Raw genomic sequence first — 23,629 nt, 5'->3', positions numbered from 1 at the left:
TACAGATGAGCATCAAAAGTATAATTGTAGACGACGAAACTAAAAGCAGAAGTAACCTTAAACAGTTACTTGGCGAATACTGCCCTGCGGTTGATGTGGTTGCAGAAGCCGACTCTGCCACAAAAGCCCTTGCATTAATTGTTGAACATAAGCCTGACTTGCTTTTTCTTGATATAGAAATGGGCGAGCTTTCTGGTTTTGATTTATTGAAATTATTAAACGGACAGCAAACTTTTGAAGTGATATTTGTAACTGCATTTGATAAATACGGCATACAAGCAGTAAAGGCATGTGCAATAGATTACTTATTGAAACCCATTAACATAGTAGAATTAAGTAATGCTGTAGATAAGGCCATTAAGCAGATTGGACCGAAAAAAGAAAATGAACGCCTCAAAGAGTTGGTAGCTAATATTGACCGCCGGGATGACGAGCAAAAAATAGCTGTTCCACTTGCTGATAAAATAGAGTTTATTACCATTGGTAAAATCATTCGTCTGGAGGCAGAGGGCAATTATACACACTTCTACCTTGAAGATGGTAAACATCATTTGGTTTGTAAAACGCTAAAAGACTACCAAGAATTACTCGATGGTCATCAATTTATTAGAACACACCAGTCGCACCTCATTAATTTTAGAAAAATTGCTGCATATGTAAAGACAGATGGGGGCTATATTGCAATGGAAGGCGGGGGACAAGTACCTATCTCAAGACAAAAGAAGGATGAGGTTTTGGGCAGGATATTGCGGTAAACTATTCAGGTTACCAACCATGCGATCGGTAATATAAATGCATTAATGCAGGCATGTAATAATATACTATATTTCAACCCATATTTAATACGGATATAACCTAAGGATAATCCACCGAATATTTGTGAACCAATATAAAGAATAAATGACGGGTCAGTCATAGTTAATCCTTTAATATTGCTGATATGGATGTATCCAAATACAATTGCAGTGTAATAAAATAAGAACACGTAATATGCTCTAAATAGAACAATTGACTTATGCCGTTTTAAGTTTCCTACAATGCTGCTTATGACTATAGCTGCTACAATAAATCCAATAATTATAAAGAATTTAGCAAAATCGCTTTTTGTACTGGAAGTAGCAATGATTACACTTGAAATTGCTACAAACCAAGTACTATATTTAGGATTTCTAAGTTGCCATCTAAATAAAAATTCTTCTGAAAGCGGCGCTAAAATTATGCCTAGTAATAATGCCCAAGCAAAGCCATGTTTAAAAATATCTACACTTTCATATTGTCTAATCAGTTTGAATTTTTGAAGAGTATATCCTGCAAAAACAATTAAGCTCGCAAAAACTATGTCAAGTAAAAACAGCCATAACATATCTTGCCACAACATTTTCTTATTTTGACTTTGTTTTAGAAGGCTAGGGTGTTTCAGGAATTGCCAATAGGTGGAGAGCGTTTCAATCATTTAGGTGTTATTTATGTTTAAATATACGATATAACCATTTCAATTAATGAATTGGTTACACGCCGATGAAAAAACAATAGTTAACTCATATCGCTAAGTATTTGTTATCTTACTTTATGAAATTAACATTAACACTTATTTTTACTGCATTATCTGTTTTCGTCTTTAGTCAGTCCGCTAGCTTGGCTCCAAAACTTAAAGCGATAAGGCCTACTACGCAAGAAGCTGAATTATTGCAATGGTTTTTTTCGACTAGAAAGCCTGAAAGGGATGGTAAATATTATTATCAGAGTAAAATAGAATCCATGAAGGGTGAAGGCCATCGTGTAACCTTCAGCAAGGATACCATTAAATCAATATTAGTTAGAGGACCTATATCAAAAATGAAAATAAATAAAGACTTTATCATGATAACTTCCGATGAACGAATGTTAATTATTAATCAATTGGATAGTTTTGATAAGGTAAAATGGAAGAAAAATATTATTCCTGGCAATAGAAATATTAGGTTGACAAAAAAAACATACAATATATATACTATAAGTAAACCCATTTTTTTTAGAGACAATAAGTTATGTCTTTTTAAATACGCTTACGAATGTGGCAATCGTTGCGCAGATGGTCAAACTGTCATTTATCAGAAGATAAATGGCGTTTGGACACAAATGATTGTTCTACAACGATGGTTTAGTTAACTGTTGGATTTCCCAACAGTTTTTTCCAAAATTAACAGACTTTTTGCGCAAGAGATAAGGGTAAAAATGATATAAGCCGCTTCACTGTGCTCAGCTAAGCTTCCACTCTGGCCGCTCAAAGTGGCAAGTATATCCATAAGGATTCTTTTGTAGGTAATCCTGATGTTCTTTTTCTGCGTTCCAAAAATCAGTTGCCGGAAGAATTTCAGTGACAATCTTACCTGGCCATACTCCTGATGCTTCCATTTCTTCAATCAGCTTTTCTGCCGTTTCTTTTTGAGATTCATCAGTATAAAAAATCGCAGAGCGATAGGAGGTGCCAATATCATTTCCCTGCCTGTTCTTAGTAGTTGGATCATGGATTTGAAAGAAATATTCCAATAAACTGCGGTAAGAAATCTCTTCTGGATTGAATATAATCTCTATGCCCTCAGCATGGGTTCCGTGATTTCTGTAGGTTGCATTTGGAACATCACCACCAGTATATCCAACTACAGTTGATATTATGCCTGGCTGACTGCGAATTAGTTCTTCTACTCCCCAGAAACAACCGCCTGCGAGAATGGCTTTTTCAGTACTCATATAGGTTAAGTTTAATAAAATGAAGGTACGATCATCTCGTGTAACAGACAAGTCAAGAAAATGTTTAATGGCTAACCTTTATCTTAGAAACGGGACCGCTGGTTGATAATAAACTTTCTTATTCTGGTAGCTTCTTATGCTGTTGAAAATAACCACAATAAAATTGACCGCATAAAGCAGCGGAATAAGTATCAACATTAACTCAAAGCCTCCAATACCAAAGCTACTTATACGAAACCATCCGAAGAAAGTGGAAGCAACAGATGGAAAAAAGAGGAGCAGGATGGGCAATAGGTAGAATAACGACATAATAATACACCAGGAGATTTGGAAATTTAGAAGCTTCTTCCCTATGTCATTAACGTTTTTGATCTTGTCTTTTTTGAGCATCCATAATGCCAAAGGAATAACAATACCTAAAATGGGGAAAGCAATAAAGCTAAGCGCCGATAAGTTGAGTAGGGTGATAAAACCTTTGTCTTCGGTTTCAGTCCAATCTATTAATTCATCTGGAGTAATACCCAGTGCTTCGGCCAACCTTTGTAAGGTATCACCTCTTGGTTCTGTTTCTCCACCTTCAATTCGTTGAACCGTTCTAAGGCTAAGTTGCGATTTTTCAGCCAGTTCTTCCTGACTCATTCCTTTGCGGGCTCTTAATTCTTTAATGCGTTTTGCTAGGTCTGTATTTTTCATGTTTGGACGTTTTTTGTACATAGCAAAGGTAGTATGGGGATTTATATAGGCTTACGACTTGTTTACGACATCTTTACGTCATTGGTGTCCAAAATACGTTTAAATGTGATTAAAGTTGTATTTTATTATCTGTAGCCCATCGCCTGCAGGTCGAAGAGCTCTGCATATCGTCCTTTTTTATCAATCAGTTCTTCATGGGTTCCAATCTCAACCAGCTGCCCTTTTTCAAGTACTAAAATACGATCTGCCATACGAACTGTAGAAAAACGATGTGAAATAAGTACAGCGGATCTGCCTTTCGTCAAATCAGCAAATCTTTGAAACACTTCATATTCCGCCCTCGCATCTAAAGCCGATGTAGGCTCATCAAGAATAAGTAATTGCGCATCTTTCATATATGCCCTTGCTAATGCCACTTTTTGCCATTCGCCACCAGAAAGTTCTACACCATCGGCAAATTTCTTGCCCAGCATCTGATCATATTTATCAGGTAATTTTTCTGCAAGCACATCAGCCAAACTCAATTGAGCAGCTTTAATAATCAGGTTTCTGTTATCAACTTCTCTAATATTACCCACAGCAATATTTTGAGCAAATGTCATCTGGTACCTTAAATAGTCTTGAAAGATAACACCAACATGCATTCTAAGTTCCGCAAGATCATATTCCTTTAGATCTATACCATCTAATAAGATTTGTCCCTCTGTAGGATCATACAATCGCGCCAGTAACTTAACTAAAGTTGTTTTTCCTGCACCATTTTCGCCCACTAGGGCAAGCTTTTCGCCGGGTGATAGTGTAAAACTGAGGTGTCGGTTTGCCCAGCGATCTGAATTAACATACTGAAAGCCAACATTATTAAAAGTAAAGCCTAGTTTAATAGGGTTAGGAAAGGAGAGGGCTTTAACCGACTGTTTTATTTTAGGTTGAATCTCAAAAAAATCAAAAAAATCCTGTAGGTAAATAGCACCTTGTGATACCACAGTAAATCGCGTAAGCACTCCCTCTAATAAACCCCTCATCTGCCTGAAAGAGGCAGCAAGAAAGGTGAGGTCACCAATTGAAATTAGACCATTTATTGCTTTGATAACGATAAATATGTATGCGCCGTAATAACCTGCACTACCCATAATTGCAAAGAATGCACCCCATGAAGAGCGCTGAATAGATAGCCGCCGGTTATCACTATAGAATTTTGAAGACAGAACCTTATAACGTTCAATGATGAAATCTGATAGGTTAAATATCTTAACCTCTTTAGCTGTTTCATCACTCGCCCCAAGGAAACGTACGTAATCCAGTTCTCTTCTCTCTGGTGTTTGCTTGCGCGAAAGTGCATAGCTTCTGTCATTAAAATGAGATTCTCCCAGAAACGCCGGTACAATGGCCACCAGTAGAAGTAGTATTAGCCAAGGGTTGAATAGCATCAGTCCGCCGGCTAGAAAACCCATTGTGATCAGATCTTGTATTTGGCTAAGCACTTGAGAGAGTAATATCGTGCGACCCACCGTTTGCTGACGTGCCCTCTCTAGTTTGTCGTAAAAAACAGCATCTTCAAACTGATCCAGGTCCAGGGTGGCTGCATGTTTCATAATCTTAATAGAAGTATGATTGGAAAATAGATCGCCAAGCAAGCCATCCATTAGTGCAATTGCGCGACTAAGCATATCTGAAAGTATAGCAAGAACGAATTCTATTACTACGAGTTTCCAGAGGTAAGCTGAAGATTCTGCACCTGGATTGTGACTCAGTTTAAGTACTTCATCAATAATTAGTTTTCCAACATATAGTATAACAAGGGGCGTAGCAGACTTTATAATGCGCAATAGCGCATTAACGATGGTCATCTTCTTGCTGGTTTGCCAAACCAGCTTAAAAAACTCTGGTAAATTTTTTAAAGCATTTATCCTTTCTCTGAAGGTTAAGGTGGTCGGTTTTTCGGTTGTACTTATTTTAATCTTTTCAAATAGCTGTTTCCAGTTCATGTGGTTAAAATAACAAAACGTTTCACCGAAATTATACTACTTCGTTTTTTTTACAAAAAAAGAGGATTTAGTTGCCAAAGCTGGAGGAGAGGACCTCTTGAAACTACCAGAAAATGAGTCTGGCGCTTTATTTAACAATTGGCGTGTTCAAGGTCCTGGAGTAGGTACTGCAACAGAAATAGAAGATGGGATTGAAGTACACAATACTTACGTGAGTTTTCTTTCCCTGGAAAATCCAATGATTCTGGTTGATGGCAAAGAGGTAAACTTCGTTAAAACAAAAATGGGTTTAAAACTCATACCTGGTATTTATCCGCGCGTATCAGGTACTTCCAAAGTATTAACAGGAGATAAAGCAGTAGCCACCTACTTAAAGTTCATTTATAACAACTTTGCGTTGTATAGGCTGATTCACTTTATAAATCTCATCAACTAAGTCTGTCATCTTTTTTTGAACGCCTGCTTCGTCATTAACAATCTCTTGGTAATCATTTTTCTTAACATTTAACCATCCGTTTTTAGGAACATTTGCTTGAATGGTATCTAAGGCCACTTGGTTTCTGGCAAATAAAAGACCCTTGTCTTTTAAAAAATCATATTCTACCCAATAGTAGTTTCTAAACTTACTCTCAATTTCACGGCGGGTATTGTTAAGTGCCATAATTTTCAAAGCCTGATGATATTGTGGTGTAGATTTTACCGTGGCAAGATTTATTCCTTTGGCTAAGTCATCTGCAGACCAGCTTCCAATGTTATTACCATCAATAGTAATCTGATAGGTTTTGCCTTTTAGGCCAGTTACAGTTAGTAACTCCTGATCAAATTCTTTTACGAAAGGAATCACACCCATTGCTTCTGTTTGAATTTGAAAGTTCATCCAAAGACGTGGAACAGTATCAATAGGATAGGGAAGGGATTTTGCCAGATAGTTAAAGCTGATTCCTTTTGGTGTGGCAGTTAAAGAAGTGATGGTTGAATTGGCAGATCTAACAATTCTCCTTTTCGATGCATCAATGCTCACGTCTGCAATTTTACTATTGGCCAATCCCTGATCTTTTAAAAACAAGTAGGCCATAATAAAATGACCAGCACCTCCCGGGTGAATTCTGTCAGTTCCAGTATTGGTATAAGCCGGATTGGTCTTTTGCTCCCTTTGGTTAATCTCTGTCATGGGATGAAAAAAGTCAACATATCCCCAATTGTTTTCTTTAGCGGAGCTAAGCTGGAAGTCTACTATACTTTGCATCGTCTTACTTTTCCCCAAAAACAAATTTCCCTCCATTTTAGCAGTTTCATCATAAGGAGAGGAGGCCATTAAAATTTTTGTCAAGTTTGGAAGTGCTTTTAGTTGCTTTTCGATCTTCACATAACTATCATAAGATACTTTTACTATTTCCGTTCTTTTTTGGTCAGTAACAGGATTGTTCTTATCCAGATACTCAAAATACTTACTATCATTCATCCCAAAAGTTATAGCCAGTACCGTAGGTTTCTTTTTAAGGATATCGCCATCCAATCTGGCATATATTTGTTCGGCTACGTCGCCTCCTACGCCAGCATTCATCACTTCAATTCTTCTGTCAGGAAAGCGAGTCATATAATATAGCCAAATATAAGCGCCATATAAACCAGCCTCAGTGATACTATTACCTGCAAAAACCACACGTTCACCTTTTTTAAATGGCTTAAGCGGTGCCTGGGCAATAACTGTTGAACTTAGGGTTACTAAAAGACAGAGCGCAATTAATGTTTTCTTTAAAGCCATCATACATTTGGTTATCGCAATAAAGTTATACCTTTTTAAATATATGGTATTAAATTATTAAGTAAGTCGGTTAAACTTACTACTCATGCAATACCAGAATAGCTTTTACAGTTTTATTCATTACCTGGTTTACAGTACTGGTCGTAAACATCCTGTATATAATATTATGATGATGCTTTACTAGGCACAGAATATCTGTATGATTAGAACGTATAAAATCCATGATACCATTAGGAGCGCTATTGTCATTAATATAATTAAAATCTATCCCTGTATTTGGAAATAGATCTCTTATAGCCTTCTCGCCAGTTTGTATGTGGTTTTTATCTGATTTCTCAGCTACATAGAGTACCTGCATTTTTTGAGAAACTGCACCTTTAAGCATTTCATTTAAAGCATTTACATCTTTAGCTGAAAGTGTAGTTTCATAATCTGTAGCCAATGTAATTATAGGAAAGCTGGGAAAATTACTTTCCAGCGGTACAATTAAGGTTGGAATGCGCATCTTAGTCACCATCATGCTGGCATTGCTCCCAACAATACCTGTAATGCCAGTAGATCCCGTTATGCCCATAACCAAAAGCTCAACCGGATTATCTTTTATGTAGGTGGAAACAACTGATTTTAAAAACCCAATGTCGCAAATAGTGGTAACCTTAATCTCAGCATAGCTTCCTTTTTTACTTATTCTTCTTGCCCATTCTGAAAGGGCCTCCCTTTTCTTCGCATAATAGTCTTCAATAAAAATAGCATTGTATGTGCTATTATTAATACCCTCAGTAGGGTGTATGGCATGTATGGCTACCACCTCCATATTTAGGGTTTTGGCCAGTGCAAGCGCGTAAGACATGGCGTTACCTGCACTGTTTGAAAAGTCTGTTGCTACAAGGATCTGTTTCATTTTCTTTAATATTGGGACGAACTGCTAATTGTATGCGGGTACTAGATAAATAGATGGAATAATATAAACAATATTGCGGCCAATATAATAGAGACCGGCAAAGTAAGTACCCATGCTAAACCTATGTTCTTTAGCGTACCATTATTAAGGTTTTTCTTTCCTCCTGATGCAACCATCGCTCCTGCAATGCCACTGGATAAAACATGCGTTGTACTTACAGGTAAGCCAAATACCGTGCTTAAACCTATTGTTGAGGCAGCAACGATTTCAGATGTGGCTCCCTGCGCATAATTTAAATGCTCATTACCTATTTTCTCACCAATCGTAACGGCTATTCTTTTCCAGCCAATCATTGTACCTAATCCTAAAGAAATTGATATCAAAGCAATTACCCATAACGGAGCAAATTCTACTACTTTAGACAGTTCTGAAGATACCTCAGTTAAAACAGCTCTTTCTTCATCACTTTTAATTAAAGAGTCGTCTTTTTTAAGCGCTTTAATTGACAACACCAAAGCCTCAATTTCTTTTCTAAGTTTGAATGTTGCCTTTTTATCTGTCTCACTTTTTAGCAGTAAGTTTGCTTTTGTAGCTACTACTGCTTTTTGGAAACTGACTATTTTAAGTGCCTCCTCCGTGTTTGTACTAGTTTTACCCCCTATTATATTTTCCACACGATCCAAATTATTAAGGATCTTTTGATTTGATATCGAATGATTTAAGGCAAATCTTGCTGGTACAAAAGCTATTAAAATGAGCATAAACAAACCCACACCTTTTTGTCCGTCGTTACTACCATGAAAAAAGCTCACCAATGTACAGGTAGTAATTAGCAATGCCCTAATCAACATTGGTGGCCTGTCATTTTCACCATGTGGTATATGAAACAAGGCATGATATTTTACTACATGTTTTAAAAAATACATCAGTAGCATGGCCAAACCAAACCCAATAATTGGAGAGAGTATTAAGGAAAGTCCTATTTCTTCAGCTTTACCCCAATTAACACCCGGACCTCCATAATACCAGGTAAAAGCTAGTCCGGCACCAATCATAGCACCTATCATAGTATGCGAACTGGAACAAGGTATACCAAGATACCATGTGCCCAGGTTCCAGGAAATTGAAGCGAGTAGAACGGCAAGTACCAAGCAAGCACCAACACCAATTGGCAATTCCATTAAAGCATCCATTGGTACCAGCTTTAGTATGCCCATTGCTACCGCGATACCGCCAGTAAACACACCTAAGAAATTCCATATTCCAGACCAGGGTATGGCAAGAGATGGCTTTAAAGCTTTAGTGTAGATTACCGTTGCAACTGCATTGGCAGTATCATGAAAACCGTTTACAAATTCAAAACCAATAACAGCAACAATACAAATAAAGAAAACGATAAGTAAAGGAGTACTCAAAGCAACCTCGCCGATAAAGGGGATAACAGTACAGAGTGACAGCAGCATAAATGTATTTAGATATTCCCACAGACATGTGACATCTGTATCATCAAATAACCTAAATAATTGTTGGTTTAACGTTTTCTTAACATTACCATATTGTTATCAATTGCAGGTCTTCTCAATGATATGTTGAGCTTCCAATTTCAGCGAGAAAAAGAAATCATTAACATTATATTAAATGATTAATTATCTAATTAAACAAAGGAGGTTGTGGGTTAGATTTGAAAACATACGCTATTCAATAAATAGGTTTTATCCGATATGAAAAGAATTAAAGTAGCCTTTTTTGCCGAAATCTTAACAGCTGATTTTGATGGGGCATCCCGCACCATGTTTCAACTAATCCATAGAATAGATAAAAGTAAATTTGATTTCCTGTTCATTTGTGGTGTAGGTCCTGAGTACATTATGGGATATCCCACCTTTAAAGTGCCTGTTATAAACCTGCCTATAAATACCAATTATACAATGGCTTTGCCTTTACTCGCCAAAAAACGTTTAAAGAATAGGATTAATGATTTTGATCCGGAAGTGATTCATATAGCAACTCCTTCTTTACTTGGTGCTTTTGCGCTAAAATATGCCAACAAAAGAAATATTCCTGTTATTTCTATTTACCATACACATTTCGTCTCCTACATAGACTATTATTTTAAACATGCTCCTTTTTTAATTGGCCGTGTTAAACAGGCAATTGCAGGTACTCAAAAAGCTTTTTATAACCACTGCGATAAGTTATATGTACCAGCTGAAAGTATAAGAACTTCACTAACCCAAATGGGTGTTGAGCACAATCGGATCACCATTTGGAAGAGAGGAATAGACACTAAATTATTTTCTCCGGCAAATAGGGATGCAAAGCTTATGGAGAAGCTTACCGGTAACAGTAACCCAACCGTCATCTTCGCCAGCAGGCTTGTTTGGGAGAAGAACATTGAAACACTTTTTAAGATCTATGACAAAATAGAGCACTCTAATTTACAAGTTAATTTTATGGTTGTTGGAGATGGTATAGCGATAAAGGCCTGCAAAAAGCAAATGAAGAATGCAATTTTTACAGGCAAGGTCAATCATGAAACGCTCTCCATTTTGTATGCCAGTTCCAACCTGTTTTTGTTTACTTCGGTTTCTGAAACTTATGGCAATGTAGTTCTGGAAGCGATGGCTTCCGGCTTACCTTGCGTTATCGCTGATGGTGGTGGCTCTGCAGATTTTATTAAACAGGGTATAAACGGTTTTAAATGCAGTCCATTTGATGAAGAAGACTATTTTAAGAGAATTTCGGAATTACTCTTCAACCATCCCCTAAGTGCTAGTTTTACTCAACAAGGTTTGCATTACAGTAAGCAGTTAAATTGGAGTCAACTTGCTGATTTCTATTTTAAGGATCTCGAAAAGCTAAGTTCTGGAATAGAGTTGGCACCCGGCATTGGCACAAAATGAAGAAAGCCTTAATTATAACTGTCACCATCTGTATACTAATTTCTCTATTCTTCTTTGTACGGGCAACTGATTTGCACAAAGTGATGGCCGCAGTTAAAACGGTAGGCTTTAGGTTTGTATTTCTTCTATTTATTACTTTTATCGCTTACCTATTTGCTACCATTAGCTGGAAGTATACATTAGGAAATGATTTCGAAAAGGTACCCATTTGGAGGCTTTTCTTAATCCGGCATATCGGAGAAACGGTGAGTTTATTCAACCCGGCTAGTATAATTGGGGGTGATGCCGTAAAAGGAATCATGCTGGCCGACTATGAGATCTCCAGAAGAAGCGTAATTTTTTCCGTGTTTTTATCCCGACTGATACTCATCATTACTCAGTTAATAATTTTCATTGTAGCCCTTCTTTTTTTGTGGATTAAAAATCCCATAATGGCAAACGACCCTATAAATAACACAGCTACTGCCGGATTGCTACCGATAATCCGTTTAAAATGTAAAATTCTACGCTCCAAAGTGAATGGGCTTTGGAAAGACTTGCCCATTGTTTTAAAGGAAAATAAGCAAATGCTGGCCATATCTGCACTCTTTGCATTGCTACATTGGCTATTCGGTTCTTTTGAATTCTACTTTATTTTAAAATTTATTGGAATTAAAGTAACTGTGATACAGGCACTAGTTGTTGATATGGGTGTTGTATTATTTAAAACGGCAGGGGCTTTTATTCCCGGACAGTTGGGTATTGAAGAGTATGGCAATAAAGTAATGTTGCTCACCATAGGGATTTCTGGTGCTGATATCTGGATCACTGCTTCCATTTTAAGAAGGGCAAGACAGGTAATATGGGTAGCCTTCGGCATTGCTGTTTATTTTATTGTATTTCACAAACGTAAAGCAATACTGCAAATTTGATATGGAAATATTATTTGTTAGTCACAAATATCCGCCAGCTACCGGTGGGATGGAAAAACAAAGTTATGAGTTGATTAATGGAATGTCTGCGCTAACCAAAACCCATCATATCGTTTATAACAATCAGGAAAACAGGATTGGCTTTTTCTTACAATTGGGAAAAAGAATACTAAACGTAATTAAGGAACATCCAGGCATTTCTATCATCCATTTCAACGACGGACTGATAGCCGCATTTAGTATGCTTCATGTTGGTTACCGTCATTTAAAGCATACGGTAACCTTACATGGACTCGATGTTGTTTTTCCGAGTATGATTTACCAAAAATTAATCATACCAAAGTTCAACAGGTTTGATCTAATTTTTGCAGTAAGTAGTGCTACAGCAACCGCTTGTCGCAACCGGGGAATTGAAAGCAAGAAAATAGTGGTCGTAAACAACGGAGTTTCTAATGATCCAAAAGGAGTAAAGTCCGACTTTGATGTATCCTCTTTCCTGCTAGAGCAATATCACACAGATATTAAGCATAAAAAGATATTGGTAGCCATTGGCCGGCCGGTAAAACGCAAAGGGTTTTCCTGGTTTATTAAAAATGTGATGCCTAAACTTAACGATGATTTTATGCTATTGCTAATAGGGCCATTACCAAAGGAGGGAGGTATCGTTAGCAAAATAGTCAATAACCTGCCTTTTTTCCTTCGCAATAAGATTGAATTGTTTTTAGGTGCCTCCAGCGACGAGGCTGCGCTAAAAAAGTTATTAAAAAACAACATTGCTAGTAAAAATGTAATCCGATTAGGCAAATTATCCATAGAGCAGATGGATGCCATTCTAGTAATTACTCATGCTTTTGTAATGCCAAACATTGAAATAGAAGGAGATATGGAGGGCTTTGGTTTGGTATGTATTGAAGCTGCATTGAAGGGAACTCGGGTATTGGCAGCTGCTAGCGGAGGTATAACAGATGCCATAACTCATGGGAAGAACGGAATTCTTTTACCACCAGGACATATAGCTAGCTGGGTCCATCATTTAAATCTTAAGCCTGATGATCAGTCTGCGATCAGTTTGCCCGCATCTGATATAATCAACTATACAATCAACCGATTTAGCTGGGAAAAGATGTGTAACGAATACCTGCTACATTTTATAAATATAGCGCAAAACTAGCAGGCATATATTACGTCACGACTAATGAAAACCTAACAGTACATTAAGTTTAAGCAGGAAAAAATAGCTTTTATTAACATGTAAGACACGTATTTTTCACAATGGTAAAGTAGGATTGATGTGGAGTTAATATTCTCTTATATTTATGAGTCTACTCCTTTTCAATTATAGATTATTTGTTAGAAATGTTTTTTATTTTTAAACTATGTTTTCTAAATCATCTAAGTCTTTATTCCTTCCTGCCGATTTTTTAGCAGTAATAAGATTATCTTTATGAATAGTTCTAACAAAAAGGTCATCATCTTCAAATAATACGGAGTTTTGATAACATGCATCAAAGTTCAATCCTTTAACCTTTACCATTATGTCGATGGCTACTGGAGGCCTGCCAAAAGTAAAGACATCCCAAGCAGGATGAGCGAGAAAATTTTGTTCAGTCATGTCAAAAACAGGCATGCCAAATTCCTCAAAAGCATCCTTGAGTAATAAATAATTTTTTGAAGTACGCTCCACCCAAATATCCATATCACCTGTAGTTCTTGAATAACCATGTAGAATAACGGAAAATCCACCTACCAGCATGTATCTAACTTCCTGATTATTTAACGCTTTTAAAAAATCTCTGAAATCATCATTAAATATATTACCCATTTGATCGCGCTCTTGCAGAAAAAGCGCTTCTATCCATCTTTGGCGGGGAATTTTCAGGATAGTTGAAAGCGATACTATTTAAAAAACCTGCTACTTTTAAACGCTCTGCAACAGTTAGGCTCTTGTAATATGGCGCATGATCTGCGGCTTCACTAACAGTATGCCCTTTAAAAGCAGTACGATCTAAACGATAAGTTGCCATATTCAAAAGTAAATTTTTTAAAGTATTTTTCCTAATGATACAATGGGATTAAAGCTAGATTACCCTCCTTTCAATTTAGGGAAGGGTTTGGGTACAACTCTACCTTCATTCTGAGTAAGCCAATATAAAATAGATATAAAATTAAGAATATCTAAATATCTGTCTCGTTTTTAATACTTGTTTTATTCAGGTATCCGACAGGTTTCAGTCGGTTTGTAACGATCAATACCCGAACTAAAAGCGAACCAAATGCGAAGGAAACCCGAACCAAACTAATATTTACTCTCAATATATACTTAATAATATCTTGACTTACCTAGAAGCAATCCCTAACCCATCCAGAACGCTTACAAAGCAGATTTTGAATGCAGATTTATACTATAGCGGGTCTATTCCATACCGTTAACAAATAATAAGTTTTACAAGTTAATTAAGGATGATTATATTTGTGAATTATTTAACTTAAGTATATAAAAATGGCGTTCTCAGAAGACGGACTGTTTGGTAAAACAAATGGTAAAATTGGCAACCTGGTTTATTACCAGCGAATGGGTAAAAATGTTGTCCGCAGAGTTGGTAAAACCTTAAAACCAGCAACTGAAGCTCAGCTTCGCTGCAGAATGGAAATGGGCGTAACTAGTGCTTTTCTAAAACCGTTAAAAGGTTTTGTATATGTCGGTTTTGCTCTCGAAGCAGCAAAGCTAAATCAGATGGTTAACAATACCGCAAATTCCAATATCAAGTTAAATGCTTTAAAAGGCACATATCCCGACATTACGATCGACTTTCCTAAAGTTTTGGTTAGCAAGGGGGATCTTAAACCTGCTGAAAATCCTAAAGTGGAAAAGGTTGCTGAAGGCCTAAAATTTACATGGGATACCACGCCTGATATGGCATGGCCTGAATTGACTGATCAGGCGATGTTGTTGGTTTATTTCCCGGCAGATCGTAAAGCCCTTTATAATATGTTTGGGCCGAATAGGATAGGAGGAACTGCTTTGCTTGAGATGGCCACTCCAATGCTGGAAAAGCCAATGGAAGTGTACATTTCTTTTATTACGGCCGACAGGAAGCAAATTGCCAATAGTTTATACGTTGGGAATGTTAACGTATAAATAGTATGGGTATACAGAAAGACGGATTGCTGGGCTACGTTTACGGCAAAGTTGGACCAACTATAGGTAGGCGCTACCGTGGCATTAATATGCTCACAGGACCTTATGATTACAACGCGAGACCTTTTTCCAATAAGCAAATGATACAGCAATATAAGCTGGGCTTGTTAAATGGTTTTTTAAGCTATTTTTCTGCGGAAATTAAACGTGGTTTTATAACTTCTTCAAAATCAAAAACTCCCGCTAATGTGGCGTTTTCCTATAATCACCCCAATGCATTTATTGTTCAGTTTGATGAAGATGGTACCACCGTTACAGATTTTGCCACCCAGATTGATTTGAACTATCCTAAATTGGTTTTAAGCAGGGGAGATGTCTATGAAGCAAATTGTCCGGCGATAACACTGGTGGAAAATCTTACCTATAATTGCGGTTGGCTGCCTTCTCCACAGTCTGATTTTAACAGGGTTACTGATATGGCTACGCTGTTGGTTTGGGATGATGATGAAGGTACATCTATCCATTTTGACAGGCAGGCAAGCAGGGGCAGTCTTGGCTTTAATTTTACACTGCCAGACGAAACCCAAGATCATGAATTACACTTTTACCTGTTATTTAGCAATGAAAGTGGCAAGCTGGTAGGGGATACCACCTACTTCAGCAAACCAATTTGATGGTTAATTATGCTTGAGTTATTTTTTCAGAAAATCGTTAATCAACTGAAATTCAGCTTCTGGCTCTTCCACTTGAGGGTTATGCCCGGATTTTTCAAACATAACAAACTGTGCCTGAGGGCAGTATTCTTTATACTTTACCATCATCCATGGGGTTGCCACCCTATCAAATCGGCCACCTATAATTAATATGGGCATTTTCAGGTCTTTAAGCTGCTTTCTAAAATCGAAAGTACCAATGTCACTGCCTACATAGAAATCGCCATCGCGACCTACCATTTGATAATAGAGTTTGCTGTTGAAGCTATTTGGATAGGGCTTTCTACCTCTGGAAACGAATCTATCAGGGTTGTAGGCATACAAAAACCCATAAGGAACTCTTCCATAAATAGCCTGGTGTTCAGCATCACTGGATATTGCACCTTTTTCTCTGATTTTAATCAGATCCGCCCATACCTCAGGGTAATTGGTTTTAATCTCATGGTTTGAGTTATCGTCATTTTCCTGCCACATCACATAACTATGGAATGTATTGGCCAGTATCAGGTGACTCACATTTTGAGGATATTTGATGGCATAGCCCTGCGCCACCAGGCCACCATAGGAATGTCCTAGAATAGAGATCTTTTGAAGTTTCATCGCAACTCTTAATCCTTCCAAATCTTCAATATCTCTGTTTAAAGAATACTCTGAAACTACTTTAGCTGTATCCGATTTACCGCGACCAAATCCATCAAAGAAGATCAATTGATGTCCACCTATAGCAAGGGGATCAAAACTTCTTAAACCTGGATGCGCACCACCGGGGCCACCCGCAATAAAGAAAATTGGATCTCCGGCACCCACTGTAACCACCCACAATTTGGCATTGTTAACTTTTATATATTTACCATCAGTTGAGCTATCTACCGGCGACTGCTGTGCAAATATAGGAGTGGAAAATATTAAGGTAAATAGAATAAGGATATTTCTCATATTAGGCTTCTATTGATGCGTTGTATAGCTCATACCAATCTTGATGGTCTAGTTCAATGCAGAATGCATTGGCCGCATTCTTTATACGTTGCTCATTGCGGGTACCCAATATTGGAAGTGCACCTAATTTAACCAACCAGGCTACAGCAAGAGATTCAATATCTGCATTGTATTTTAAACTCAGTTCTTCCAGCTTCGCACGAACCGCAACTGCTTGTTTATCTGTTCCAATAGCAATCCTGCCTTCAGCCAGGGGAGCATAAGCAAGTGGGCGCATGTAGCGCTGTTTGATATAGTCCAGCTGACCGTTATCTAATGCTTGGGTATTTAATAAATTCAGTTCGATGTGATTGGTTACAATTGGCTTTGTTAAATAAGAGGCGAGGAGCTGATGCTGAAAAACAGTAAAATTAGAAACACCAATATTCCTGATTTTGCCAGATTCTTTCAGCTTATCCAATGTCAAAGCAGTTTCTTCCAGGTTGGAAATCGGATCCAATCGATCTAAAAGAAATACATCAATATAATCAGTTTTGAGATGCTGCAAAGAGTGATCAACACTTGATAAGATATGCGCTGCAGAAGTATCGTAATACTTGGTTCTGATATCCTTGTTGTTAGAACCAGGCACTTTCAAGCCACATTTAGTAAACAAAACAACTTCTTCTCTTTTGAAGACTTTGTCTGTGATCAACTGACCAAATAATGCCTCTAACTGGTATGAACCATAACTATTGCTATGTTCAAAGGTATTGATACCTAAATCCAGACAAAGACCTACAATTTGTCTTAAATCAGCTTCGGTATAAGCCTCGTCCCATCTATAAAATCCATAAACCGCTGGTGATACTTTAACTCCGGCATCACCCAGATATATTTTTTCCATCTGCTATAATTGTATGTTAATTTTAATCAATTCCGTTCACTGTAAACAGCAATTAAATTCAACCCTCAGGTTATAAAGCGAAAGTAACAATAAAAGCAGACTGCCGTAGTTTTTTTGGCATTAATTGTCAGATTTGATCATCCGGTCCAACTTCATTTCCTTCTTCGTCTATTGACATATGCTCATCGTAATTGCTGTTAGTAGATGCTTTTTCATCTTCCGATTTCTTTTTTGATTCGTTTTCTTGTGCTTTGTTTTCTTCTGGATTGATCATGACTTAATTTTTTAGTACATTTCAACAACAGTTCAATTCTTTTTTGGTTTGTGTATTTAACATTGTTACTCATTTTTAATTTCAAAGCATGACCTATTCAAAATATCTAGTTGTATTATTAATGACTACGGGTAGTTTTTGTAATGAGCAAAAACAAGAAAGTCCGTATACTACTAAGGCCCCAAGCTCAAACGGAACAGGGAAAGTATATATGGGGAGGGAGATTGCGCAAGTAATGGATTTCGCCGGAGTATCCTGGTTGGAACGTAACACGAGATCTAAAGAGGAAAACACAAACCTGACCATAGCTAAACTTCCTTTGACTAAAAGTAGTGTGGTTGCAGATATCGGCGCGGGATCAGGGTTTTATACTTTTCGCATTGCTGATAAGGTGCCTAATGGAAAGGTTTATGCGGTAGAGATCCAGGATGATGCAATTGCTTATTTGAAAAATAAGGCTTCAGAAAAAGGCATCAATAACGTAATTGTGGTTAAGGGAAATGAGAAAACAACTAATTTGCCGGCTGGTACCATAGATTTGGCATTTATGGTAGATGTGTATCATGAGCTGTTATACCCACAGGAAGTTCTGCAATCTTTAAAAAAGGCTTTAAAACCCGGCGGAAAGTTATTGCTGATAGAATACAGAGGGGAAGACCCAGAGGTAAATATAAAAAAGGAACATAAAATGACGGTTAAACAGGTAAAAAAAGAGCTTGAAGCAAATGGATTCAAGTTGATACAAAACGGTCAGTTCTTACCCATTCAGCATTTTTTGTTATTTGAAAAGCTGAAATAGAAATTATTTATAAATGCGTTACAAACTGCCAACCCTTTTTATTATTGCTGCTCTTTTTTCATTGACTACAACTGCGCAGATTTTAAAGACCAATATTGGTGCTCATGATCCTGTTATGATTAAGCAGGATAATACGTACTACCTGTTTTGCACGGCTAAGGGTATCGCGGTGTGGTCATCTTTAGATCGTGTTAACTGGAAGCCTGAAAAGCCGGTTTTTAGCCAGTCGCCGGAATGGGCAGTTTCTACTATACCAGGTTTTAAAGGAAACATATGGGCTCCCGATATATCTTTCTATAATGGTTTGTACTACTTGTACTATGCTATTTCCACATTCGGTAGCAATAAATCGGCTATAGGAGTTGCTACTAACCCTACCTTAAATACCAGCGATGTTGCATATAGGTGGACTGATCATGGAAAAGTTATAGAATCAACGCCTGGGCTGACAAATTGGAATGCCATAGACCCCAATCTGATTACGGATAAAAAAGGCAATCCTTATCTGGCTTTTGGTTCTTTTTGGGGCGGGTTACAACTATTGCCGTTATCTGCAGATCGTTTGCATCCTGCTTATCCAGGTATACTTCCACAGACAATTGCCAGCAGAAAAAAGGAAGAAGGGAAAGCCAATCCAATAGAAGCTCCTTTTGTATTTAAGAAGGGAAGTTATTTCTATTTATTTGCTTCTATAGATTTTTGCTGCCGGGGGCCGGAAAGTACCTATAAAATGATAGTTGGCAGATCAAAAACTTTAACCGGTCCCTATCTGGATAAAGATGGAATTGAAATGGCTAAGGGTGGAGGAACGGTACTATTAGCTGGCAATAAGGACTGGTATGGGGTAGGCCATAATGCTGTTTGCACTTTTGATAGGCTGGATTACTTGATCTTCCACGGTTATTCTGCTGCAGAGGGTGGTGCTCCAAAGCTTCTAATAAGAAAAATTGACTGGATAAAAGGTTGGCCGGTCACTAAACTATAAAGGGTTTATTTATAAACTGTTGCTGGTTTTTTTATAAATGTTAAAGGCTCCAAAAGGAGCCTTTAACGCATTCAATTATTGTTTACCTTAATTTATAACAGCGGCAAAGCCTCCATTGCGTACCATTTTGATGTCGAATTTATCTGCTGATGTTACTTGTTTAGTTTTCTTTCTATAGTCCATCGCTTGTCTTCCGGCATTGATACCATCTTCAAAATAAGTCATGGTATAAGTTTTTCCTTTTTCAAGGAAGCTCAGGTCAATCTGCACGTTACGTACGTTTTCTTTGCCATTTGCAATACCACCTATAAACCATTTATTTTGTTTGCGTTTGGCTACTACAGCTACTTCGCCTGCTATTGCAGCAAGTGCTTTAGTTTCATCCCAGGTGGTAGGAACAGAAGTGATAAATTCAGTACAATCCAAGTTTCTATAGTAAAGTGTAGGATTATCTGCAAGCATCTGGATTCCGCTTTCAAAGACTACGAAAAGCGCCAACTGATAAGCTCTTGTACCAATACTGGCGGCATTAGGTCTTTCTGCACGGTAAGATTCTGGTTGCATACTGATCATTGCACCTGGTGTATAATCCATTGGACCTACCGCATTACGCATAAAAGGGAAAAACACGCTATTGTTAGGCGTAGTACCACCCATTTGTTCCATTCCTCTTACACCTTCGTAAGATATTAAGTTAGGATACTTATACTCAAGACCAGCAGGTTTAAAGGCACCATGGAAGTCGACAAACATCTCATTTTTAGCAGCCTCTTTAGCAACGTTCTCATAGTAGTTAACCATCCACTGATCACTACGATCCATGAAGTCTATCTTAACACCCTTAACGCCCCATTCCTTAAAAGTTTTAAATAATTCCATGTGGTTGTGTACGGTTAACCAAGTTAACCACAATACAACGCCCACATTCTTTTCTTTTCCGTAACGGATAAGTTCGTGAACGTCTACATTTGGATTTGGTGTATATGGATCAGTTGTGCTTTTTGCCCAACCCTCATCCATGATGATATATTTTAATCCGAATTTTGCAGCAAAATCTATGTAATACTTATAGGTTTCCAGATTATAACCCGCTACGAAATTAACATCAGGGCCGTATGGAGCAGCATCATTCCACCATTCCCAACTTGCCTGTCCTGGTTTTACCCAGCTTGGATCTTTAATTACACTTGGCGAAGCCAACTGTAAAGTCATGGTGTTCTCCATCAGCTGTTTGTCATCAGTTGTAATCACAAAATAGCGCCATGGGAAATTACGCGTACCTGAGGTTTTCGCAATATAATCTGCCTCTTTTGTTATTTTAAGACTTCTATCTCCATCATCACCAAACTCAAGTGGCACTTTTGGAAATGCACCAGTTACTTTGTTTTGTCCGGAGCTCTTTAAAAATAGACAAGGGTAATCCGACAAATCTGATTCGCTAACTAAAATCTTATACTGTTTTTTTGTGTCGATCAGCATTGGTAAAGTAGCCATCTTATCTTCAGTTTTCCAGGAAGCGGAGTTTACTGCAGAGTAGTTTTCTTCATAGGCAGTCTTGAATCCGCCCGGTTGCTGAACATGTAAGTCATAAGCTGTAGGGAAGTTAAGCGAAACATCTTCGCTCATTACCTCAACATCACCTTTTTTGGTGGTGATGAAACGATACGCTACACCATTATCAAATGCGCGAAACTCCACCGCATAATTGCCTTTAAAAGACAACAGTAACTTATTGTATATATTGTTTACAGTAGAAAATTTTAAAGGAATGTATGGTTTTATCACATTTGATACAGCAGTTATTTTGCTGCCAGACAACTTTGGATTTATCCCAACGCCATCATCTTTAAGCGTTAATGACAAACTATTCTTTTGAAGTAGTTCATCATTGTTATAAAATACGGAATAGTAAATCTTGTCGGTTAGATTTACTGTTACCTTAATTTTACCATTTGGGGATTTAAGTTCAATTGCCTTTTGAGCCAATATCATTGATGAAAGGCAAAAGATCAAAGAAATAGTTAGTAGTAGTCGTTTTAAATTCATGCGCGTGCTGTATTGTTTATGTGCACGCTAAAGTTATAAAAAACTATGAAAAATAGTTCTATTGAATTAGAATCCATCTTTTTCAACACATACACTTATAAAATAAAACACAGATTCTGCTGTTCCAGCTAGTGGACCTTTCATGTACTTTTATAGTGTAAAAATAGATATTTTAGAGAGAAAACTTTATGGTGGTAACAGCACCCAATCCGGTACCGTCACTTTTTATATCAAATGATCCCATATGGCTTTCAACAATTGATCTGCAATTATACAAACCAAGGCCAGTACCGCTTTTCTTGGTTGTAAAACCTCTTTCGCACAAACGGATATTAGTTGCTTCATCAAAACCGACGCCATTATCGGTCAATTTCAACTCAATTAAATCGTCATACGCATCCAACGTAAGGGTGATATTCTTTTCTGGTGCATCTAAAGGTATAGCTTCCAGGCTATTCTTAAGGATATTTAAAATGACCTGCATTAGCTTAGTCTGGTCGCCTTTTATCACATACTTGCCCGGACGTATTTTTACACTAAAATTGATGTTGTGCTTCTCAAAGGAGGCAAATAGCATCGATTTGCTATCATCAATAATGTTAACGAGATTAACAGGTTTCCGCTCGTGTACACCACCGTGGCCTCTAACAAATTGCCTTTGTATATTAAGAATTTCCTGAACGTGGGAAACAATGTTTAATAGTTCTTTTATGGAGGTATCAATTTCAACCCGATTATCTTCCTGCGTTTTAGCTACCCCTTCAGTAATCGTTACGAGTGCATTCGCTTTGTCTACACCTAAAGCCTGACTTAGCAAGCTATTGTGGGTCTTTAAAAATCCACCAAGGTTTTTAATGGTATCTATCTTGTTTTGCTCCAAAGTGCGGTTAATGCGACTTAAATGCGCACCAAAACCAACTATAGCATTACCAATGTCATGTAATACCTCCGAAGCAATTTCAAACTTACCCTGTGCTATCGCCTTCTCTAGTTCTTGCACTTTTTGCTTGCTAAGCTGTTCATTTAAAAGTTTAAGGTCTTCGGCCTGCTTGCTTAATACTTCAGATTGATTATTTAGCTCGATGTTTAACTGATTTAACATTTCTTCAGCCTGTTTGCGCTGTGTAATGTCATGACCAATTCCCAATAGCCGGCTAATTTTACCAGAATCGTCTTTTATAGGAACTTTAGAGGTAAGCAGCCAACGTTTTTCCCCTGAAGCATCAAAAAAGAATTCCTCTCTATTCAGGATAGCTTTGCCATCTTTTAAAACGATCATGTCATCTTCATAACCACGTTTTGCAATTTCTATATTCTCTGGGAATAACTCCATATCATTTTTACCAATGACCTCTGCCTCGGATTCTGCACCAATAGATTTCACATCAGCAACATTAGATATGACTTTTCTAGCCTCTAAATCTTTTATATATATTGGATCTGGTAAATTATCAATCAATGTTCGGAGCAAGATGCGCTCTTGTATAATAATTTCTTCTGATAGTTTTTGCTGTGTAACGTTAATGTGGGTACCGATTGCAATTTGAGCAACGTCCTTATTATTTTCATACAGCAATCTCCCCCTTGACCAGATCCAAACCCAACTCCCATCTAAATGGCGCATACGGAAATAACACTCGTACATTTCAGTGCCAGGATCTTTCAGATATTCTGCAAAGCCATTAATAGCTTTAGATCTATCATCTGGATGAAGAAAGTCTGCCCAGGCAGTTTTTAACTTTCTTTGATCTACTGTGTTAAAATCACAAATATCGCGGCCAAGCATTGAAAAATAAATATCATTGCATAACAATTCATCGGTATCTAAAAAATACTCCCATGCACCAGTATTAGAGGCATTAATGAGCGCTTTATATTTCGCTAATTCTTTGGTTAGCTCTTCAGTAGTCAATGTTCTATCTTCCATTCTATCGTTAAAGGCATTAATGATGATGTTGTGGAT

General features: G+C 37.5%; 24 protein-coding genes. 10 read left to right on the top strand and 14 right to left on the bottom strand.

What is annotated here, in order from left to right; translation table 11 throughout:
- Window positions 1–5 precede the first annotated feature (5 nt).
- Window positions 6–755, top strand: a complete 750-nt coding sequence (locus ACVWYN_RS16310; protein ID WP_457289948.1) for a LytR/AlgR family response regulator transcription factor — start codon at window positions 6–8, stop codon at window positions 753–755.
- A 5-nt stretch (window positions 756–760) separates the two neighbouring features.
- On the opposite strand, the gene ACVWYN_RS16305 is transcribed toward ACVWYN_RS16310, so the two are convergent.
- The gene (locus tag ACVWYN_RS16305; RefSeq protein WP_457289947.1) at window positions 761–1,453 is read right to left on the bottom strand and encodes a CPBP family glutamic-type intramembrane protease; all 693 of its coding nucleotides are present in this window, start codon (window positions 1,451–1,453) and stop codon (window positions 761–763) included.
- A gap of 116 nt (window positions 1,454–1,569) precedes the next feature.
- On the opposite strand from ACVWYN_RS16305, the gene ACVWYN_RS16300 reads away from it, so the two are divergent.
- Window positions 1,570–2,148, top strand: a complete 579-nt coding sequence (locus ACVWYN_RS16300) for a hypothetical protein (protein WP_457289946.1) — start codon at window positions 1,570–1,572, stop codon at window positions 2,146–2,148.
- 90 nt (window positions 2,149–2,238) lie between these two features.
- Here the strand turns inward: ACVWYN_RS16300 and msrA are convergent, their stop codons facing one another.
- From msrA to ACVWYN_RS16285, 3 genes are all read right to left on the bottom strand, one after another.
- Window positions 2,239–2,730, bottom strand: coding sequence for a peptide-methionine (S)-S-oxide reductase MsrA (gene msrA, locus ACVWYN_RS16295; RefSeq protein WP_457289945.1), 492 nt, complete (start codon window positions 2,728–2,730; stop codon window positions 2,239–2,241).
- A 78-nt stretch (window positions 2,731–2,808) separates the two neighbouring features.
- The gene (locus ACVWYN_RS16290; protein ID WP_457289944.1) at window positions 2,809–3,423 is read right to left on the bottom strand and encodes a DUF4870 domain-containing protein; all 615 of its coding nucleotides are present in this window, start codon (window positions 3,421–3,423) and stop codon (window positions 2,809–2,811) included.
- Window positions 3,424–3,548: 125 nt separating this feature from the next.
- Complete coding sequence (locus ACVWYN_RS16285) at window positions 3,549–5,408, bottom strand: ABC transporter ATP-binding protein (protein ID WP_457289943.1); 1,860 nt, start codon at window positions 5,406–5,408, stop codon at window positions 3,549–3,551.
- 97 nt (window positions 5,409–5,505) lie between these two features.
- On the opposite strand from ACVWYN_RS16285, the gene ACVWYN_RS16280 reads away from it, so the two are divergent.
- Window positions 5,506–5,844 carry a hypothetical protein gene (locus ACVWYN_RS16280; RefSeq protein WP_457289942.1) on the top strand — a complete coding sequence of 113 codons (339 nt, stop codon included), beginning with the start codon at window positions 5,506–5,508 and terminating at the stop codon, window positions 5,842–5,844.
- On the opposite strand, the gene ACVWYN_RS16275 is transcribed toward ACVWYN_RS16280, so the two are convergent.
- The 3 genes from ACVWYN_RS16275 to ACVWYN_RS16265 form a co-directional block, all read right to left on the bottom strand.
- Window positions 5,779–7,176: an SGNH/GDSL hydrolase family protein gene (locus ACVWYN_RS16275; RefSeq protein ID WP_457289941.1), complete on the bottom strand. Its 1,398-nt coding sequence runs from the start codon at window positions 7,174–7,176 to the stop codon at window positions 5,779–5,781. The genes ACVWYN_RS16280 and ACVWYN_RS16275 overlap by 66 nt on opposite strands.
- A gap of 76 nt (window positions 7,177–7,252) precedes the next feature.
- The gene (locus ACVWYN_RS16270; RefSeq protein WP_457289940.1) at window positions 7,253–8,074 is read right to left on the bottom strand and encodes a universal stress protein; all 822 of its coding nucleotides are present in this window, start codon (window positions 8,072–8,074) and stop codon (window positions 7,253–7,255) included.
- Between the two features lie 41 nt (window positions 8,075–8,115).
- Window positions 8,116–9,537 carry an inorganic phosphate transporter gene (locus ACVWYN_RS16265; protein ID WP_457289939.1) on the bottom strand — a complete coding sequence of 474 codons (1,422 nt, stop codon included), beginning with the start codon at window positions 9,535–9,537 and terminating at the stop codon, window positions 8,116–8,118.
- A 258-nt stretch (window positions 9,538–9,795) separates the two neighbouring features.
- On the opposite strand from ACVWYN_RS16265, the gene ACVWYN_RS16260 reads away from it, so the two are divergent.
- Genes ACVWYN_RS16260 through ACVWYN_RS16250 form a run of 3 tightly spaced genes read left to right on the top strand, consistent with a single transcriptional unit; the run spans window position 9,796 to window position 13,059 of the window.
- Complete coding sequence (locus tag ACVWYN_RS16260; protein WP_457289938.1) at window positions 9,796–10,977, top strand: glycosyltransferase; 1,182 nt, start codon at window positions 9,796–9,798, stop codon at window positions 10,975–10,977.
- The gene (locus ACVWYN_RS16255; RefSeq protein ID WP_457289937.1) at window positions 10,974–11,888 is read left to right on the top strand and encodes a lysylphosphatidylglycerol synthase domain-containing protein; all 915 of its coding nucleotides are present in this window, start codon (window positions 10,974–10,976) and stop codon (window positions 11,886–11,888) included. The genes ACVWYN_RS16260 and ACVWYN_RS16255 overlap by 4 nt, the downstream gene beginning before the upstream one ends.
- Window position 11,889: 1 nt before the next feature.
- Window positions 11,890–13,059 (top strand): glycosyltransferase family 4 protein, encoded by a 1,170-nt coding sequence (locus ACVWYN_RS16250; RefSeq protein WP_457289936.1) that lies wholly within the window; start codon window positions 11,890–11,892, stop codon window positions 13,057–13,059.
- 198 nt (window positions 13,060–13,257) lie between these two features.
- Here the strand turns inward: ACVWYN_RS16250 and ACVWYN_RS16245 are convergent, their stop codons facing one another.
- Both ACVWYN_RS16245 and ACVWYN_RS16240 read right to left on the bottom strand, forming a co-directional pair.
- On the bottom strand, window positions 13,258–13,710 hold the full coding sequence (locus ACVWYN_RS16245) for a nucleotidyltransferase (protein ID WP_457289935.1): 453 nt from the start codon (window positions 13,708–13,710) through the stop codon (window positions 13,258–13,260).
- Complete coding sequence (locus ACVWYN_RS16240) at window positions 13,703–13,912, bottom strand: hypothetical protein (protein WP_457289934.1); 210 nt, start codon at window positions 13,910–13,912, stop codon at window positions 13,703–13,705. The genes ACVWYN_RS16245 and ACVWYN_RS16240 overlap by 8 nt, the downstream gene beginning before the upstream one ends.
- A gap of 476 nt (window positions 13,913–14,388) precedes the next feature.
- Between ACVWYN_RS16240 and ACVWYN_RS16235 the strand changes: the two genes are divergently transcribed.
- Both ACVWYN_RS16235 and ACVWYN_RS16230 read left to right on the top strand, forming a co-directional pair.
- The gene (locus ACVWYN_RS16235) at window positions 14,389–15,027 is read left to right on the top strand and encodes a DUF6266 family protein (RefSeq protein WP_457289933.1); all 639 of its coding nucleotides are present in this window, start codon (window positions 14,389–14,391) and stop codon (window positions 15,025–15,027) included.
- A 5-nt stretch (window positions 15,028–15,032) separates the two neighbouring features.
- Window positions 15,033–15,701: a DUF6266 family protein gene (locus tag ACVWYN_RS16230; RefSeq protein WP_457289932.1), complete on the top strand. Its 669-nt coding sequence runs from the start codon at window positions 15,033–15,035 to the stop codon at window positions 15,699–15,701.
- A gap of 18 nt (window positions 15,702–15,719) precedes the next feature.
- Here ACVWYN_RS16230 and ACVWYN_RS16225 read toward each other — a convergent pair whose 3' ends face one another.
- The 3 genes from ACVWYN_RS16225 to ACVWYN_RS16215 all read right to left on the bottom strand — a co-directional run bounded on the left by ACVWYN_RS16225 (window position 15,720) and on the right by ACVWYN_RS16215 (window position 17,836).
- Entirely contained in the window at window positions 15,720–16,676 is a 957-nt protein-coding gene (locus ACVWYN_RS16225; RefSeq protein ID WP_457289931.1) for an alpha/beta fold hydrolase, read from the bottom strand.
- 1 nt (window position 16,677) lies between these two features.
- On the bottom strand, window positions 16,678–17,562 hold the full coding sequence (locus tag ACVWYN_RS16220; protein WP_457289930.1) for an aldo/keto reductase: 885 nt from the start codon (window positions 17,560–17,562) through the stop codon (window positions 16,678–16,680).
- Between the two features lie 127 nt (window positions 17,563–17,689).
- A complete protein-coding gene (locus tag ACVWYN_RS16215; protein WP_457289929.1) occupies window positions 17,690–17,836 on the bottom strand; it encodes a hypothetical protein in 147 nt (48 codons plus the stop codon).
- Between the two features lie 88 nt (window positions 17,837–17,924).
- Here ACVWYN_RS16215 and ACVWYN_RS16210 point away from each other — a divergent pair, with 88 nt between their 5' ends.
- Together ACVWYN_RS16210 and ACVWYN_RS16205 are read left to right on the top strand one after the other, a co-directional pair.
- Window positions 17,925–18,635, top strand: a complete 711-nt coding sequence (locus ACVWYN_RS16210; protein WP_457289928.1) for a class I SAM-dependent methyltransferase — start codon at window positions 17,925–17,927, stop codon at window positions 18,633–18,635.
- A 13-nt stretch (window positions 18,636–18,648) separates the two neighbouring features.
- Window positions 18,649–19,620 (top strand): family 43 glycosylhydrolase, encoded by a 972-nt coding sequence (locus tag ACVWYN_RS16205; protein WP_457289927.1) that lies wholly within the window; start codon window positions 18,649–18,651, stop codon window positions 19,618–19,620.
- Between the two features lie 87 nt (window positions 19,621–19,707).
- Here the strand turns inward: ACVWYN_RS16205 and ACVWYN_RS16200 are convergent, their stop codons facing one another.
- Window positions 19,708–21,666: a glycoside hydrolase family 97 protein gene (locus tag ACVWYN_RS16200; protein WP_457289926.1), complete on the bottom strand. Its 1,959-nt coding sequence runs from the start codon at window positions 21,664–21,666 to the stop codon at window positions 19,708–19,710.
- Between the two features lie 172 nt (window positions 21,667–21,838).
- Window positions 21,839–23,593 (bottom strand): PAS domain-containing protein, encoded by a 1,755-nt coding sequence (locus tag ACVWYN_RS16195; protein ID WP_457289925.1) that lies wholly within the window; start codon window positions 23,591–23,593, stop codon window positions 21,839–21,841.
- Window positions 23,594–23,629: the final 36 nt, after the last annotated feature.

It is taken from the genome of Pedobacter sp. UYP24 (assembly GCF_054057295.1).
The sequence above is the reverse complement of the archived record's forward strand: the minus strand, read 5'-3'. Positions and strand labels throughout refer to the sequence as shown.